15 protein-coding genes are annotated in these 16,503 nt (G+C 71.2%); 6 read left to right on the plus strand and 9 right to left on the minus strand.

The window, feature by feature from the left end; genetic code table 11:
- The 4 genes from ASG04_RS17595 to ASG04_RS10305 form a co-directional block, all read left to right on the plus strand.
- The coding region (locus tag ASG04_RS17595) for a hypothetical protein (protein ID WP_056123372.1) at positions 1–335 on the plus strand (335 nt) is incomplete at its 5' end.
- Positions 336–474: 139 nt separating this feature from the next.
- Positions 475–1,896, plus strand: coding sequence for a polysaccharide biosynthesis tyrosine autokinase (locus ASG04_RS10295; RefSeq protein ID WP_082517975.1), 1,422 nt, complete (start codon positions 475–477; stop codon positions 1,894–1,896).
- Between the two features lie 44 nt (positions 1,897–1,940).
- On the plus strand, positions 1,941–2,369 hold the full coding sequence (locus ASG04_RS10300) for a DUF3060 domain-containing protein (protein ID WP_056123375.1): 429 nt from the start codon (positions 1,941–1,943) through the stop codon (positions 2,367–2,369).
- A 128-nt stretch (positions 2,370–2,497) separates the two neighbouring features.
- Complete coding sequence (locus ASG04_RS10305; RefSeq protein ID WP_156463616.1) at positions 2,498–3,670, plus strand: ankyrin repeat domain-containing protein; 1,173 nt, start codon at positions 2,498–2,500, stop codon at positions 3,668–3,670.
- Between the two features lie 72 nt (positions 3,671–3,742).
- Here the strand turns inward: ASG04_RS10305 and ASG04_RS10310 are convergent, their stop codons facing one another.
- The 7 genes from ASG04_RS10310 to ASG04_RS10340 form a co-directional block, all read right to left on the minus strand.
- Entirely contained in the window at positions 3,743–4,930 is a 1,188-nt protein-coding gene (locus tag ASG04_RS10310; RefSeq protein ID WP_156463637.1) for a family 1 glycosylhydrolase, read from the minus strand.
- Positions 4,931–4,938: 8 nt separating this feature from the next.
- The gene (locus tag ASG04_RS10315) at positions 4,939–5,811 is read right to left on the minus strand and encodes an alpha/beta fold hydrolase (protein ID WP_056123381.1); all 873 of its coding nucleotides are present in this window, start codon (positions 5,809–5,811) and stop codon (positions 4,939–4,941) included.
- A complete protein-coding gene (locus ASG04_RS10320) occupies positions 5,808–7,592 on the minus strand; it encodes an ABC transporter ATP-binding protein (RefSeq protein WP_082517977.1) in 1,785 nt (594 codons plus the stop codon). The genes ASG04_RS10315 and ASG04_RS10320 overlap by 4 nt, the downstream gene beginning before the upstream one ends.
- The gene (locus ASG04_RS10325) at positions 7,589–8,521 is read right to left on the minus strand and encodes an ABC transporter permease (RefSeq protein WP_056123385.1); all 933 of its coding nucleotides are present in this window, start codon (positions 8,519–8,521) and stop codon (positions 7,589–7,591) included. The genes ASG04_RS10320 and ASG04_RS10325 overlap by 4 nt, the downstream gene beginning before the upstream one ends.
- Positions 8,518–9,498 carry an ABC transporter permease gene (locus ASG04_RS10330; RefSeq protein ID WP_056123389.1) on the minus strand — a complete coding sequence of 327 codons (981 nt, stop codon included), beginning with the start codon at positions 9,496–9,498 and terminating at the stop codon, positions 8,518–8,520. Before ASG04_RS10330 ends, ASG04_RS10325 begins: the two co-directional genes overlap by 4 nt.
- On the minus strand, positions 9,495–11,195 hold the full coding sequence (locus tag ASG04_RS10335) for an ABC transporter substrate-binding protein (protein WP_056123392.1): 1,701 nt from the start codon (positions 11,193–11,195) through the stop codon (positions 9,495–9,497). The genes ASG04_RS10330 and ASG04_RS10335 overlap by 4 nt, the downstream gene beginning before the upstream one ends.
- 304 nt (positions 11,196–11,499) lie before the next feature.
- A complete protein-coding gene (locus ASG04_RS10340) occupies positions 11,500–12,600 on the minus strand; it encodes a LacI family DNA-binding transcriptional regulator (protein ID WP_235515509.1) in 1,101 nt (366 codons plus the stop codon).
- A gap of 234 nt (positions 12,601–12,834) precedes the next feature.
- On the opposite strand from ASG04_RS10340, the gene ASG04_RS17450 reads away from it, so the two are divergent.
- Complete coding sequence (locus ASG04_RS17450) at positions 12,835–12,972, plus strand: hypothetical protein (RefSeq protein ID WP_156463617.1); 138 nt, start codon at positions 12,835–12,837, stop codon at positions 12,970–12,972.
- A gap of 120 nt (positions 12,973–13,092) precedes the next feature.
- On the opposite strand, the gene ASG04_RS10345 is transcribed toward ASG04_RS17450, so the two are convergent.
- On the minus strand, positions 13,093–13,794 hold the full coding sequence (locus ASG04_RS10345) for a GntR family transcriptional regulator (RefSeq protein WP_082517979.1): 702 nt from the start codon (positions 13,792–13,794) through the stop codon (positions 13,093–13,095).
- Positions 13,795–13,933: 139 nt separating this feature from the next.
- Here ASG04_RS10345 and ASG04_RS10350 point away from each other — a divergent pair, with 139 nt between their 5' ends.
- Positions 13,934–15,079, plus strand: coding sequence for an MFS transporter (locus ASG04_RS10350; RefSeq protein ID WP_056124018.1), 1,146 nt, complete (start codon positions 13,934–13,936; stop codon positions 15,077–15,079).
- Between the two features lie 132 nt (positions 15,080–15,211).
- On the opposite strand, the gene ASG04_RS10355 is transcribed toward ASG04_RS10350, so the two are convergent.
- Positions 15,212–16,360, minus strand: coding sequence for a Vms1/Ankzf1 family peptidyl-tRNA hydrolase (locus tag ASG04_RS10355; RefSeq protein ID WP_056123399.1), 1,149 nt, complete (start codon positions 16,358–16,360; stop codon positions 15,212–15,214).
- Positions 16,361–16,503: the final 143 nt, after the last annotated feature.

Below are 16,503 nucleotides of genomic sequence, written 5' to 3' on the forward strand. Positions count from 1 at the left end.
GTGACGGCACCAGCTCCGTCTCCGACACCTTCACCATCCACCCCGACGGCGCCTTCCGGAAGCTGACGCTCGACAGCCCGTCGCAGCAGTCGACCTTCACCCCGGACGTCGACGTCCTCTTCACGGGCACGGGCACCCCCGGCGCGACGATCACCGCGACCGCACCCGTGTGGAACAACAACGAGATCTTCACGACGACCGTCAACGCCAACGGGGACTGGAAGATCAAGCGGAGCTTCAAGGACTTCACCTACGTCCTCGACATCACCCAGGAAGCAAAGGACGGCACCACCGACGCCATCACCGGCGTCACCCTGACCCCCGCAACGAAGTAACCCCGCGGGAAGCACCGAACACCGGCGGCGGTCTCCCTCGAAGGGGACCGCCGCCGTCGTGCATGGTCGGGATCAGCACCCTGGACCAAATGTATGTCGTTTGATATACTAAAAGCGACATACCGATCTGAGGGACATCATGACTCTTTCCGACTTCCTGCGCGTGCTGCGCCGGTCGTGGTTGCTCGTCCTCACGGCGACGTTCGCCGTCGGGGCCGCTGCCGCGGCAACCGCGCTCATCACTCCCCCGACCTACCACGCCGCAGCGCAGGTGTACGTGTCGGTCCAGACGAGCACGCCAGACGTGAACGACCTCGCGCAGGGCAGCAACGCGGCACAGCAGAAGGTGAACTCGTACGTCCGCGTCGTCCGGAGCGCCAGTGTCCTGCAGCCGGTCATCGACGACCTCCACCTCGACACCACGGTCACCGAGCTCGCCGACGTGGTCACCGCGAAGGCGGACGTCGACAGCGTGCTGCTCGACATCGGGGTGGACGACGGCGACCCGAAGCAGGCCGCGCGCATCGCGGCAGGTGTCACCAAGAGCTTCACCGCAGTCGTCACCGGACTCCTCGAGAAGCCGACCGCCGGCGGACCGTCGCTCGTCCGGATCGAGACGGTCCAGCCTCCGATCGTGCCCGAGGCGCCGTCCTCACCCAACCTGCCCAAGTACGTCGCGCTCGGCCTGGCGTTCGGACTCGCTCTGGGGATCGCGGCCGCGCTGGTCCGGCAGACGCTCGACTCGAAGGTCCGCACCCGAGACGACGTCGAACGAGTCACCTCGGTACCGGTGCTCGGAGCCATCGGGTTCGACGCCTCTGCGACGACGAACCCGCTCGTCGTCCAGTCCGATCCTCGCAACCCGCGGGCAGAAGCGTTCCGCTCGCTCCGGACCAACGTGCAGTTCGTCGAGTTGGACCAGCAGCGTCGGAGCTTCACCATCACCTCGGCCCTGCCGTCCGAAGGCAAGTCCACCACCGCAGCGAACCTCGCGATCACGATGGCCGAGAGCGGCGCCCGGGTCGTCCTCGTGGACGCCGACCTCAGGCGCCCCCGTGTCGCCGAGATCATGGGTGTCGAGGGATCCGTCGGACTGTCCGACCTGCTCATCGGACACGCAGAGCTCGACGATGTGACGCTCCCCTGGGGCCGCGGGGGGCTCTCCGTCCTGCCCGCCGGACAGATCCCGCCGAACCCGAGCGAACTCCTCGGCGGCGTGGCGATGCACGCCCTCGTGGAGCAACTGACCGCCGAGTACGACGTCGTGATCTTCGATGCGCCGCCGCTCCTGCCCGTGACGGACGCAGCGATCCTCAGCCGCGTCACCGGCGGCGGGATGGTGATCTCGTCGGCGGGCAAGGCCACCCAGAAGCAGCTGGCCGCGGCACTCGACGCCCTGGACAGCGTCGGCGGCAGGGCCCTCGGGATCATCATGACGATGGTCCGGACGAAGGACAGCGGGGCGTACACGACCTACTACGCGCAGGAACCAGACACGGGCGTCGACACCGCGACGAGTCGAGGCCGACGCCTGGCCGACCGCGCTGCGACACGCACCTGAACGACCACAGCACGATCCACCACCACCACCACAAGGAGTTCCCCATGATCCGCAAGACCGCCGTGTCCCTCGTCCTCGGAGCCGCCTTCCTGACAGCCCTCGCCGGGTGCAGCAGCACGTCGACTCCCGGCCCGACGTCGTCTCCCAAGCCTTCGCACACCACGCCGGTGACCGAGACGGTCTACAACGAGTGCGTCGACGGCCTCGCGACCGTCGATGCGTCGGACCTGTCCGCGGACGAGCCCTTCACGCTCGGCGACTGTGCCCAGGTGTCCGTGCTCGGCGCGGCGAAGGACGGCGGCACGATCTCGCTCGGCGCTGTCGACAGTCTCCTGGTCGAGGCGAGCGGCGCCACCATCGAGGTGCAGGGCGCGAAGACGATCACCATCCCCGGTTCGGACAACACCGTCACCTACGGTGGCACGGCCGAGGTCCAGGACCTCGGAACCGGCAACACGGCGACCGCTCGCTGAGGCGGAGAGCACGGCCGCCCGGCACGACCGGGCGGCCCTTCGGCGTACCCGGAGCGCGACCGTGACCGCGGCCCGAGCACAGGCACGACCGCGCCACGAACGCCCCCCTGCCCGACTACGCTCGATCCGTGCGATGGAGTCGAGTGAACTGGCCCGCAGTGGGCTACGTGTCCCTCGAGGACTTCGACGGTGCCGCCGACCACCTCCGCCGCCTGCTCGAGGACGCTCCGCCGACGGTGGCGGCCCTCGCGACCGTCAAGTGGTCGGACTCCCGGGTCGCACGCTGGACGGTCGAGCCGATGCACCGGCACGATGAACCCGCCGACGACGAACCCGCCGCGCTGCCCGACCACGGCGAACCCGACCCGGTCGTCCTGCACGCCGAGGTGCTCGTCCGCAACGACGAAGTGCTCGACACGGCGGACGGACTCTGGCGGCGCTGGAACCACGCGCGCGTGACCCTGCGCTTCGCCGACGCGGTCATCGAACCACCGCTGCTCGACCCGACCGTGCTGCTCGCCGGGGACGCCCACGTGCTCCGCGGCGAACTCGAGCACGCGGGTCGCGACACCTGGGAACTCCGGCTGCTCGTCTCCCCCGTCGGCGAGGTCGCGATCCGCTTCACGGACGTGTCGGTCGAGGTCCGGAGCGTCGAGGAGTCCGCGTTCACCGGACTCGACGACCGTCCCGGCCGCGGCTGGCACGGGCCGGTTCCGGACGGCTGGGTCGAGTGGGCGACCGAGGGCGTCCGCGCCGCCGCGTACGGCGACCTGGGCGGCCTGCACCTGGCCGACGACGCCAGCGACGTCGACGACGTGGACCCGCGGTGGGGCTTCGCGCCGATGCACGCTGCGGCCTGGTTCGACCGGCCCGAGATGCTCGAGGAGCTCCTGCGCCGTGGGGCCTCGCTCGAACTGGTGGACGCCGCGGGCCGGACACCGCTGACGCTGGCGATCGACCGCGACGCGCGACAGGCCGTCGCCGTGCTCGCGGCGGCGGGCGCCGACCTCGGCTCGCGGGACGCCGACGGCAACCCGCCCGTCGTCCGGGCGGCCTGGGGTGGTCACGCCGAGGTGGTCCGCATCCTCTGCGACGCCGGTGCAGACACCCGGGCTCGGGGCTCCCGGGGCGCGACCCTGCTCATCGCCGCCGTCGACTCGGGGGACGTCGACACGGTTCGCCAGGTCCTCACCCGCGACGTCGACCGGTACGCCAGGGACGACGAGGGGTCGAGCGCGGCCGACCGCGCCGAGCTGCTGCGCGATGCCGGCCCGGGCGAACTGCTCGGCATCCACCGCTGAACAGCCGGCCACCCCGGTGACGGGTGCGGACCGGACGGGGCGACCAGGGCCTCCAGTCGGACCGCCGGACGATCAGACCGTCAGCGCGTTCGCGCGCGCGACGCCGCCGTACCAGTGCGCCGACGGCTTCGGCGTGCGCTCGAACGTCAGCGGGTCCCACGCCACGAGACCGAAGGTCGGCCGGAACCCGGAGGCCCACTCGTAGTTGTCGAGCAGGGACCAGTGCTGGTAGCCGAGGACCTCGATGCCGTCCTCGATGCAGCGGTGGATGCCCTCGAGGGCGCCCTGCGTGTAGGCCTCGCGTCGGGAGTCGTCCGCGGTCGCGATGCCGTTCTCGGTGATCATGAGCGGCACGTGCCCGGACAGTTCCCACGCACTGCGGAGTCCCTCGGCCGAGGCCTCCGGCCAGAACTCCCAGCCGGTCAGGGTCGTCTCGACGTCGTCCGCGACCGGCAGCGGTCCGGACGGCCCGATGAACGTGCGCGTGTAGGCCTGCACGCCGAGGAAGTCATCGCCGGCCCCGGCCTCGAGGTACCAGTCGTCGCGCGGGTACCCGTACTCGCGCAGCATCGCGTCCGCCCCGGGCTCCCCGTTCGAGCGGAAGGCCTGGGTCGCGACGGTCCACCCGGACTGGAGGCCCGACACCTGTCCCAGGACCTCGCGCGACCGCCGGTGGCTGGCCAGCAGGGCGTCGGCGACACCCAGGTCCGGGTTCGGCAGGCCGTAGGCCACCAGGTTCGCAGCGTCCTCGCCGCCGGCGAGCATCGCGGCGATGTTCGGCTCGTTGATCGTGCAGACGTAGCGGACGCCGTCCTGCACGACGGGGAGCGCGGCCTCGGTGTAGCGGGCGAACAGGTCGGCGGCGTCGGGCGCGCGCCAGAAGCCGTCGCGCTCGAACCAGCGAGGGACCGTGAAGTGCATGAGGGTGACGATCGGCTCGAGGCCGAACTCGTGGCAGGTCTCGACCATGCGGCGGTAGTGGTCGACCTCGGCGCGGCTGACGAACCCGCGCTCGGGCTCGATGCGTGCCCACTCGATGCTGAACCGGTAGGAGTTCAGCCCGAGCTCCGCCGCGATCCGGATGTCGTCGCGGTAGCGGTGGTAGCTGTCGGCCGCGTCGCCGGAGGGCTCGACGATCGTCGTGTCCGGTTCGTGCTCGTGCACCCACCAGTTGCTGTTGACGTTGTTGCCCTCGATCTGGTGGGCGGCGGTGGCGGCACCCCAGAGGAAGCCGTCGGGGAACTGCAGCGAAGTGATGATGGTGCCTTTCAGTGGGCGGACAGGAACCGATCGAAGACCTCGACGGTCCCCTGCGGGTTCTCGATCTGGGGGCCGTGCCAGCTCTCCGGGATGACGACGTACTCGGCCTCCGTGTCGAGCGCCATCTGCCGCTGCCACGGGATCGGCCACGCGGTGTCCCACTCGCCGTGCGTGACGAGCACGGGGAGCCCGGTGGCGCGGAGTTCGTCGGAGGCGTCGGTGTGGTCCTCGAGGATGTGCCCGCCGGCCACGACGCTGAGCGGACTCGTGGCGTCGAAGCGGTCGCGGACCATGCGGACGTCGTCGGGGAGTTCCTCGTCGGGGCGGTACGCCCACAGCGGGTTCGTGGAGTCGAACAGCTGGCGCAGGTTGCCGGCGGTGTCGTGCAGGATCGTCAGCTCGGTGACCTTGCGGTATGGCCAGCCGTACGGGCCGGAGCAGAACTGCACGACGTCGCGGAAGGCGCTCGGGTCCTGGATCGCGGCGGCGCGGACGATCACGCCGCCCAGCGAGTGCCCGATCAGGTGCACGGGGGCGCCGTCGTCGAGCAGTCGGGCGACCCGGACGACGTCGGCGGCCTCTTCCTCGAGCGCGTAGTCGCGCGGTTCCGTCGGCGCCGCGGAGTCGGCCTGACCGCGGCGACTGATCGCGACCGCGGTCCAGCCGGCGTCACGGAGCAGCGGCATGAACGTCCGCCAGTCCTCTTTCGAGCCGGTGTACCCGGGGACGACGAGCACGACGCCCTTGCTCGGGCCCGACGGGACGACGCGGTAGGCGGTGAGCCGGCCGACGGGCAGGTCGATGCCGACGACGTCGACGCCCTCGGGGGTGGGCAGGTGGCCGAACGGCGGGACGGTGGGGAACGCGTGCAGGTTCGTCATGAGGCCAGTCTGCGACGGGGGTTGGGCACCGCGTCCAGCAGCGCGACCGTGTAGTCGTCCTGCGGGTGCTGCAGCACGTCGGCCGTCCGTCCCCGCTCGACGACCGCGCCGTCGTGCAGCACCATGATGTCGTCGGTGATGAGCCGGGCGCTGAGCAGGTCGTGCGTGATGTACAGCAGCGAGACGCCCCACTGCTCGCGCAGGTCCTCGAGGAGCGCGAGCACCCCGGCGCGGAGCGTCACGTCGAGCATCGAGACCGGTTCGTCGGCGATGATCACCTGCGGGTCGCTCGCGAGCGCTCGGGCGATCACGACGCGCTGCCGCTGCCCGCCGGAGAGCTGGTGCGGGAGCTTCTGCGCGAACTGCTCCACCGGCGTCAGCCCCACGGTCTCGAGCAGTTCGAGGACGCGGTGCCTCGCCTCGCGGCCGCGCAGCCCGGTGTAGTTCACGACCGGCCGGGTCAGCGTGTACTCGACCGTGTGCAGCGGGTTGAGCGCCGAGTACGGGTCCTGGAACACCATCTGCACCTCGGAGCGCAGGTCGCGCAGCCCGCGTCGGCCGGCACGGGCGACGTCGAGGTCGCCGAACCGGACCGTGCCGGAGCTCGGCTTCTCGACGCCGGTGAGCATCTTGGCGATCGTCGACTTGCCGGAGCCCGACTGGCCGACGAGCGCCAGGGACTGTCCCGGCTCGAGGGTGAACGACACGTCGCGGACGGCGCGGACCGGGTCCTCGCCGCGTCGGGGCGGCGCGTACGTCTTGACGAGGTGCTCGACCACGATCGGGTTACGTGCGGCCGAGCGTTCGCGGGACCCGACGGTGCTGAACGACGAGGTCGTCTCCTGTCGCGTCGCGCCGTCGGACGAGCGCAGCGACCGGTCGGGGAAGCCGGGCAGACTCACGACCTCGGCGCGGGGGTCGGCGTAGTGCGACAGGAGCATCTGCGTGTACTCCTCCTGCGGGTCGCGCAGGATCTCCCGCGAGCCGCCGTCCTCGACGATGCGCCCCTCGTGCATGACGAGGACGCGCTCGGTGGCCTCGAGGACGATGCCGAGGTCGTGGCTGATGAGCACCGCCGTGAAGCCCTCGGACCGCTGCAGTTCGATGATCGTGTCCATCACCGCGTGCTGCACCAGCACGTCGAGCGCCGTGGTCGGCTCGTCGAACACCATGAGCTGGGGCTCGAGGGACAGCGCGAGGGCGATCGACACGCGCTGCCGCATGCCGCCGGACAGCTCGCCCGGGAACCGCGCCAGCATCGAGTCCGGCAGCTTCACCTTGCCGACGAGCTCCCGCATCCGGGCGTCCCAGCGCTCGCGCGGGACGTGCCCGTGGGCCTTGAAGACGTCGATGAAGTGGTTGCGGATCGTCCGGACCGGGTTGAGCGCGTTCATGCCCGACTGCAGCACCATCGCGAAGCCGCCCTGGCGCTGCTGCCGGAGCTCCTCGTCACCGAGGTCGCGGATGTCCTTCCCCGCGAACACGATGCTGCCGCCGTTCGTCCGCGCCGGCGGCTTCTGCAGGCGGGTCAGCGCGTAGCCGAGGGTCGACTTGCCGGACCCGGACTCGCCGACCAGGCCGACGAACTCGCCCTTGCGCAGCTGGAAGGAGACGTGGTCGACCGCCTGCACGGCGGTCTGGCCGGACGACTCGTAGACGACCGACAGGTCGCGGACGTCCAGCAGGACGTCATCGGCGGTGGAACCGCCGGACGGGAGGCTCGTGGCGGCGCCGGTGGGAGCCTCCAGTCCGGTGGTGGGGACGGGACGTGCGCCGCTCATGCGGTCGCCTCCTTGCGCTTCGGGCGCGCGCCCTCGCGCAGCCGCGGGTTGGACACGGCGTCGACGCCGAAGTTGATCAGGGTGAGACTCATCGCCAGCAGCGCGATGCACAGACCCGGCGCGAACAGCAGGATCCACTGCCCGGTCAGCAGCGCGTTCGAGTTCTGCGCCCAGTAGAGGATCGTGCCCCAGCTGACGACCGACGAGTCGCCGAGTCCGAGGAACTCCAGGCCCGCCTCGGCCAGGATCGCGCTCGTCGCGGCACCGAAGAAGCTGCCGACGATCAGGCTCGTCATGTTCGGCAGGATCTCGCGGAAGACGATGCGCGCTGCACCCTCGCCGGAGAACTGTGCGGCCGTCACGAAGTCGCGACCGCGGAGGGACTGCGTCTGGCTGCGCAGGACGCGGGCGCCCCAGGCCCAGCCGGTGACGACGATCACCGCGATGATGACCGCGATGCCGCCGTTCTGCAGGTACGCCGCGATGACGATCATCAGGGGCAGGCCCGGGATGACGAGGAACAGGTTGACGATGAAGCCGATGACCTCGGCGACCCAGCCGCGGACGTAGCCCCAGCTGAGGCCGATCGCGACGGCGACGAGCGTGGACAGGATGCCCGCGACCGCGCCGACCATGACCGAGATGCGGGCGCCGTAGATGAGCTGGGAGAGGACGTCCTCGCCGGCGGCGGTGGTGCCCATCCAGTGTGCCCACGTCGCGTCGGCGGAGCGCGCGAAGCCGTTCTGGGACGCGCCGTACGGGGCGAGGAGGGGTGCTGCGAGCGCCACGACGACGAACACGGCGAGGATGACGATGCCGATCCGGGCCTTGGTGTTGCCCCACACGATGCCGAACTGGCGGGCTGCACTCTTCCATCGGGACGGAGCCTGCTGCTCCGGTTCCTGCGTGCGTACTGCGATCGTGGTCATCGGCGCGTCCTCGGGTCCAGGACGCCGTACAGGACGTCCACGATGAAGTTGGCGATGAGCACCGACACGGTGATCATCAGGAAGAGCGCCTGCATGAGCGGGTAGTCCTGCCCGATGACGGCGTTGAAGAGCAGGTAGCCGATGCCCGGGTAGCCGAACACCTGCTCGACCAGCACCGAACCGCCGACGACACCACCGAGTGCCAGGCCGAAGCCGGTCAAGTTCGGCAGGATCGCGTTCCGCGCTGCGTACCGGACGGCCACCGTGCGACCGCGCAGGCCGTTCGCCTCGGCGAAGGTGACGTAGTCGTCGCCGAGGGTGTTGATCATCGCGTTGCGCATGCCGATGATCCAGCCGCCGAGGCTCGTGACCAGGATCGTCAGCGCCGGCAGGATCGCGTGCTGGATGACGTCGCCGATGTACTCACCGTTGAACCCCGGGATGCTCGTCGCCGAGGACGCCCCGGTGGTCGGGAACCAGTGCAGCACGTAGCCCAGGAAGAACAGCAGCAGCAGCGCCGTCCAGAAGTACGGGAACGTCGACATGAAGCTGCCGGACAGCGTCGGCAGCGAGTCGAGCCAGGTGCCGCGCTTCCACGCCGCCGCGACGCCGATCAGGGTGCCGATGACGAACGCCAGGATCGTCACCGCCCCGACCAGGACCAGCGTGTAGGGCAGGGCCTTGCCGACCAGGTCGCCGACGGGCTGCGGGTAGAACGTGTAGCTCACGCCGAAGTCGAGCGTGACGACCTGGTGCAGGTAGCTGACGTACTGGTCCCAGAGGTTGCCGGTCGGGACGCCGAGCTGGGCCTCGATGGCCTTCTTGGTGGCGTCGGTCACCGGGCCGTTCTGGCTGAGCTTCGCCAGGGCGGCGTCGCTCGGGCTGCCCGGCATGAGTCGCGGGAGCACGAAGTTCAGCGTGACCGCGGCCCAGAGGGTCAGGACGAAGAGGACGAGTTTCTGCAGGACGTACTTCACTTCGCTGCCTCCTGCTGCAGGATCTGCCGGCCGGCGGCGCTGTCACGGAGTCGCAGCTTCGTGAAGATCAGCAGCGGTGCGGAGTCGTAGTTCTGCGGTGCCATGTAGGGGTCCTTCGCGGTGGGCCACCCGACGAACTTGCCGGTGTTGAACAGCCCCCAGAGTCCGCCGTAGTACATGCCGATGACGGGCAGGTCGTCGTACACGATCTCCTGCAGCTGGTTCAGGACCTCCTGCTGCTTCGCCGGGTCCGTCGTCGCCTTGTACTCGTCGAGCAGCCGCTGGGTGTCGGCGTTCCGGTACCGCTCGTAGTTGTTCACCGTCGACTTGCCGACCGGCTGGTAGAAGTCGCTGCTGAGCAGGGAGTTGAACGCCTGGTAGACGTCGCCGTTGCCCATGCCGCCCATCGCCATGTCGAACGTGCCGTTGTTGATGTTCTGCTGGTACCCGGCGGGCTGCGGGGCCTGGATCGTCACCTTCACCCCGATGGCCGTCAGGGAACGACGGACCTCCTGCGCGGCGCGGAGCCAGTCCGAGTACCCGTTCGCGGTCATGATGGTGATCGACAGCTGCTTGCCGTCCTTCACGATCTTGCCGGCCTGGTCGGTCCAGCCGGACTTCGCGAACTCGCGCTTCGCGGCCTCGACGTCCTGCGTGATCATGCCGCTGTCCGGGATCGCCGGGTTCAGGTACTGCTCCTGGTTCGGCAGGATCAGGCCGGTCTGACCCGCTGCCGCCAGGTTGCCCTCGGACGCGGTCTCGGCGATGTCGTCACGGTTCAGGGCGAGCGAGATGCCCCTGCGGATGTTGACGTCGTCGTACGGCGCCTTCGTCAGGTTCGGGATGAGGCCGATCACGCCGCCGGCCGGGAACCACCACTGGTTCGTGTCGGACGCCGCACCCCAGGTGCCCTTGACGTCGGAGATGAACGAGTACGCCCAGTCGTAGCCGCGCGTGACGGTGTCGAGCTGCGTGTTCGTCGCCGGCAGGATGAGGTGCTTGATCGCGATCTTGCCGGCCTGCCAGTACCGCGGGTTCTTGTCCATCGAGTACTGCTGGTCGGTGTAGTTGCCGAGCACGAACGGGCCGGTGCCGACGGGGTCCGGGTCGCGGAACGTCGTGGGGTCCTTGACCCCGCTCCAGTGCTGCTGGCCGAGGATGTACGTCGCGCCGATGATGTTGAGGCTCGGCACGTCCTCGCTCTTCAGGTGGAAGACGACGTGGTCGCCGTCCCGCTCGATGGTCTTGATGTGCTGCCAGGCGCCCTTGACGTCCATCGCCGGGAACCGCTTCAGCAGGTCGAACGTGAAGACGACGTCCTTCGCTGAGAAGGGCGAGCCGTCGGACCACTCGACGCCGCGGCGGATCGTCATGTCGATCGTGCTGGCGTCCGGCTGGCTCCAGCTGCTGGCGAGCCACGGGGTGCCCTTGCCGTCGAGCGGGTTGATCTCGATGAGCGGCTCGTACATCCACTTGGACGCCGTGCGGGCGTTCGCGATGTACGGGTTGAAGTTGCGGTCGAACAGCGGGTTGCCGCGGTCCGCGTTGATGAGCATCGTGTCCTTGCCGATCGTGGGATCGGGCTCTGATCGGACCTGGATGCTGCAGCCGGTGGCGGCGAGGGCCACGACGGCGATGCCGGCGAGGGCCGCGGCGAGGCGTCCGCGCCGGCGCGTGCGCTGTGGGGGAAGCGTCATTGCTCGGTCGACCTCCGTGTCGAGTGGGTACCGGGACAATGTATGCGCTTACATCGCGTGGCGCAAGCGGGACGGTGCGCACGGCTCGCACGGTGCGAGGTTGGCGGCGCGGTGCGGCCCGCACGGTGCGAGGTTCGCGAGTGGTGCAGGGTTGGCCGCGCGGTGCGGGATTGTTTCCTCGCACGGAGTGGGCAGGCTCGCACGAGGACGGAATCTCGCACGGTGCGAGTTTCGCGCGTCGGCCGCCCGGCTCGCACGGTGCGAGTTTCGCGCACCGGCACCAGCTCGGCCCCCTCCGGCGCCGCTACAGCGCCGGCGGGCAGCTCTCACGCAGCAGGACCTCGACGGGCAGGCGGACCGACCGCGGCGGCCCGACCGGGTCGTCCAAGCGGTCGACGATCGCCTCGACCGCAGCCCGGCCGAGCGCCCCCATCGGCTGGTGCACGGTCGTCAGCGGCGGCGCCGAGAACCGCCCGGCGTCGATGCCGTCGAACCCCGTCACCACCACGTCCTCCGGAACGCGGAGTCCCGCCGCCCGGACCGCGTCGAGCACCCCCAGCGCCGACTGGTCGTTCGAGCAGACGATCGCCCGCGGCGCCCCGTCGGCCACCAGTCCCACCGCCAGGTCCCGCGCCCGTGCCCGCCCGAAGTCCCCGTGCAGCGTCCGCACCGACGCGGGGTCGACCCCGTGGTCTGCCAGTGCCGCCGCGAAGCCCGTCGCCCGCTCGATGTCGTCGGGCGAGTCGACCGGCCCGGCGACGTAGGCGACCGATCGGATCCCGAGTCGTCCGATGACGTGCGACGCCACGGTCCGCATCCCGGCCGCGTTGTCCACGCTGACCGAGTCGAAGCCGTGCGAGCGCCGGTCGTCCGCCAGGACCACCACCGGGATCCGCCGGGCCACGTGTTCGAGGAGCTCGTCCGGCACCGTCCGCGCCAGCACCGCGAGGCCGTCGACGCGTCCGGCGACGTCGTTCACGATGACGTCGCGCGAGGGACCCCGCCCGGCGGCGACCATGAGCGCCAGGCCGCGCTGCCACGCCTCGGTCTCCGCGCCCCGCAGGACCTCGTCGAAGTACAGGTTCGACGCGAACGGCTGCGTGACGTGCCGGCGGTCGTCGACCACGCGGACCCCGCCGTCGGTCACGAGTCCGGGGCGCTCGTCCGCGACGACGTCGAACCCCGGCAGCAGCAGGCCGACCACGCCGGTGCGCTTGCCCGCGAGTGCCCGGGCGTTGCCGGAGGGGACGTACCCGAGGCTGCGGATCGCGGCCTGCACCCGGTCGCGGGTGCCCTCGCGGACGGCATCGGGGGTGCGCAGCACACGGGAGACGGTGGCGATCGAGACGCCGGCCGCAGCGGCGACGTCGTAGACCGTGGGAGGTGCGGTGCGCTGCTCGGCCAAGCCGGGCCTCCCGTCCGTCCGCGTCCGAGCCGGAGGCGAGCCACCCCGACAGCGGACCATCCTAGGCACGCCCTCACGACGGACTTCTCCACAGGACGCCCCGGACCCTTGCGGGACCCGGATGGACCGGACCACACTGGGGCGACCTCAGTACGTCCCGTGAGGAACCAGGATCAGCGGGCGGTGCCCGCATCACCGCGGGCCACGGCCCGCCTTCGGGAAGGACGACCAGAGATGTCACAGTCGACGCACGCAGGACGACGCGACGCGATCCGCAACAACCGCGACGAAGCCGAGGTGCGCGACGCGCTCCTCGAGCACACCGGCGCGGTCCCGTTGGACGACGGGGACGACGTCACGCGGCTCGAGTAGCGCGGGATCCTCTTCCAGGAGGCCCGGCTCGCCCCTGCAGCGCACGTCGCGGTACGGAGACAGCCGGGCTGACCGCCCGGCGGACCGCTCGGCGGACTGCTCAGCGGACCGCCGGCGGGTTCATCGCTCCGTCGCGCCGATGATCGTCATGCCTGCTCCCCGCAGGCGGCGACGCTCCTGCGCGATGAAGGCGAGCAGCCGGTCGTTGGTGCCGGCCACGTGCGCGGCGAGCAGCGCCGCGGCGTGGTCGGCGTCCCCGGCGCGGACGGCGTCGAGGATCGCGCTGTGCTCGTCCCATGCCGCGTCGCGGGCCTCGGGCGTGCGGACCTCGATCCACCGCGTGCGCTCGAGCCGGGTCAGGGCGTCGGTGATGGCGTCGGTGATGAACCGGTTGCCGCCGAGCTGGGCCAGGTCGAGGTGGAACGTCGAGCCCATCCGGATGCCGGACTGCTGGTCGGGCGTCGGGCGGAGTCCGTCGAGGTGCGCGCGGACCTCCTCGAGCTGGTCCTCGGTCGCGCGCTCCACCGCCATGCGTGCCGCGGCGGGCTCGAGCACGCCACGCAGTTCGGCGAGCGACGCGATCTCGTCGAGGTCGATCGGGGTGACCGTCCACGAGCGGCCCTCGTGCAGGATGAGCCCCTCGCGCTCGAGCCGTGACAGCGCCGCACGAACCGGGGTGCGCGAGGCGTGGAACCGTGCCTCGAGACCCCGCTCGGAGATGCGTTCACCCGGGGCGATGTCGAGGGTCAGGATCGCGGCGCGCAGGTTGTCGTAGAGCTGGGCAGTCTGCGACACCGGCGTCTCGTCGATCGGTTCGGTCACGGCAGATCAGCCTAGTGGCGGTGCGGCGCGGATGGTATACCGTTTTGGTATACCAATCAGTTCCGCGACGAAACGACTGCTCGTGACCACCTCGGCTCCCGCCACCCCCGCGACACGCATCCCCACCCGTGCCTGGACGATGCTCGCGCTCGGCGTCGCGGCCCAGGCAGCGGGCACGCTCGTCGTCTCGGCGCCGGCACTGCTCATCCCCTACCTGCACGCCCAGGGCACCCCGCTCGCCCTGGCCGGCGTGCTCGCCGCGGCGCCGACGTTCGGCATGGTGCTGACGCTCATCGCCTGGGGCGCGCTGACCGACCGGGTCGGCGAGCGCGTCGTCATCGCCGGCGGCCTGGTGCTGACCACCCTGGCGGTCGTCGCGGCGTGGGTCGCCGCCGGTGATCCGGTCCTGCTCGGACTGGCCTTCCTGGCCGCCGGCATGACCAGCGCCTCGACGAACGCCGCCAGTGGTCGCGTGGTCGTGGGGTGGTTCCCGAAGGAGCGTCGCGGCCTGGCGATGGGGATCCGGCAGATGTCGCAGCCGCTCGGGGTCACGCTGGCGGCGGTCACCGTGCCGCAGTTCGCCGAGGCGTCGGGCATCCGGGCCGCGCTCGTGCTGCCGGTGGTGCTGTGCGGGGTGCTCGCGGTGCTGTGCGCGATCGGCATCGCGAACCCGCCTCGGCCCGCTCGCGGGAGCGCGCCGGCGGCCGCCACGGCGAACCCCTACCGGACGAACGGCTTCCTGTGGCGGGTGCACGCCGTGTCGGTCCTGCTCGTGGTCCCGCAGTTCACGCTGTCGACCTACGGCCTGGTCTGGCTGGTCGGGCTCGGGTGGTCGACGCCCGCGGCCGGCCTGCTCGTCGGGGCGTCCCAGTTCGTCGGGGCGATCGGGCGGATCCTGGTGGGCGGGTGGAGCGACCGCGTGGGCTCCCGGGTCGGGCCGCTGCGAATCGTGGCGGTCAGCGCGGCGGTCGTGATGGCGGTGCTGGCGGCGGTGGACGCCACCCACCTGGCCGGGGCGGCGGTGTTCCTCGTGGTGGCGACGAGCGTCACGGTCGCGGACAACGGGCTGGCGTACACCTCGGTGGCCGAGGCAGCGGGGCCGTTCTGGTCGGGTCGGGCGCTGGGCGCGCAGAACACCGGGCAGTTCCTGGCGGCGAGCGCCGTGGGTCCGGGCATCGGGGCCCTGGTCGGGGCACTCGGCTTCGCGGCGTCGTTCGGCATCGTGGCGGTGTTGCCCCTGCTGGCGCTGCCCCTGGTCCCGCGCACCGACCGCTCCCATGACTGACGCGCGCTCGTTCGATCCCACACCGTCCGCAACGGGAGGTCGAACCGCGCGTCGGCAGCGGGAAGACCCGACCGACAACGCGCGATTCGACCTCCTGCCGGGATTCCGGCGGGCGCAGGGCCGACCGGCGGCTCAGGCCGGCACGGTCGGTCCGACCGGCCACCGCAGCAGCGCCGCCGCAGCCGCACCCCCGGGCAACGACGCCGCGTTGACGAGCACGAGCTCGGCGTCCGTCAGCACCGCGGCACGCACCAGCGCACACACGGCGGGCACGGGGCCGATCACCGGGACGCCGGCGGCCTGCTCGGGTGCCGTCGCGATCCACGGCGCGGACCCGAGTGCCAGCAGCGTGCGGTCGCCGATGGCCACCGCGTCGAGGGCGATCGTCGCGCCCTGGGCCTGCTGCAGCGCCTCGACGACGGGGCCCAGCCCGGTGACGGCCTGGTTGTCGCCGCGCCCGACGTGGGTGCGGAGCAGGTCCTCGAGGTCGTGGCGGTGCGTCGCGATGACCCGGGCCAGGGCGACGCGGGTGTGGTCGCCGAGGACGGTCTCGTCGAACCCGCCGCCGGGGACCTCGCTGACGAGCTTCCGCGCCTCGGCGGACAGCTTCTCGAGCAGCATCGGTCGGGCCTGCGAGTCGCCGGCCACCACAATGAGCGCCGGGCTCAACCGGGCGACGGCCTTGTCGATCGCCGTGGCGACCTCGGCCGTGTTCTGGCGCCAGACCTCCTCGGTCCGACTCTGCCACCGCGGCTGCTTCCAGTCGCCGAACCCGCCCTTGACCTTGTGCTGGTCGAAGGTCTCGCCGTCGACCCGCACCTCGTCGTCGGCGGTCGCGGGGTGCCCGAGCTTGAACGCGCGGTAGCCGCCGCCGTCCTTGCCGACCTGGACGACCAGGAAGGGCAGCTCGATCGGTCGGTGCGCGACGAGCGGCACCAGGTCGGGGACGGCCCCGGCGCCGATGGACTCGGACGCCTGCATCGGCCCGGGCAGGACCTCGCTGAGCACGAGTTCGCCGTCGTGCACGAGCACGTACCGCGCGACGGGCGACGGCACCCCGGGGGTGTCCTCGAGCTCTCCGGCGATGACGTCGACGGCGGTGGTGTCCGACCCGGAGGCCCGGAGCGACTCCTCGACACCGCGGAGCTTCAGTGCGGCCTGCCGGCGCGGGTCCTCGACGTTCCCGGAGGCGTCGACGTAGGCCCAGGCCCAGGTCCCCCCGCGCTCCAGACGATGGCCCAGGGTCCGGTGCAGTTCGTTCGTGGCGTTCGTCGACGTCATGGCAGCTCCTTCGGTAGGACGAAGCAGGAACTCGCCGAGCCCCTGCGCTCTCACGTTCCGACCACGATCCACCCTCACGGGGCGGCGCGCGCGCAGGTCGGAGCGAACACCCAGTCCCGAAATCGCAGTACCGCTCGGTTTTG

This window comes from Curtobacterium sp. Leaf183 (assembly GCF_001424385.1).
GTDB lineage: Bacteria > Actinomycetota > Actinomycetes > Actinomycetales > Microbacteriaceae > Curtobacterium.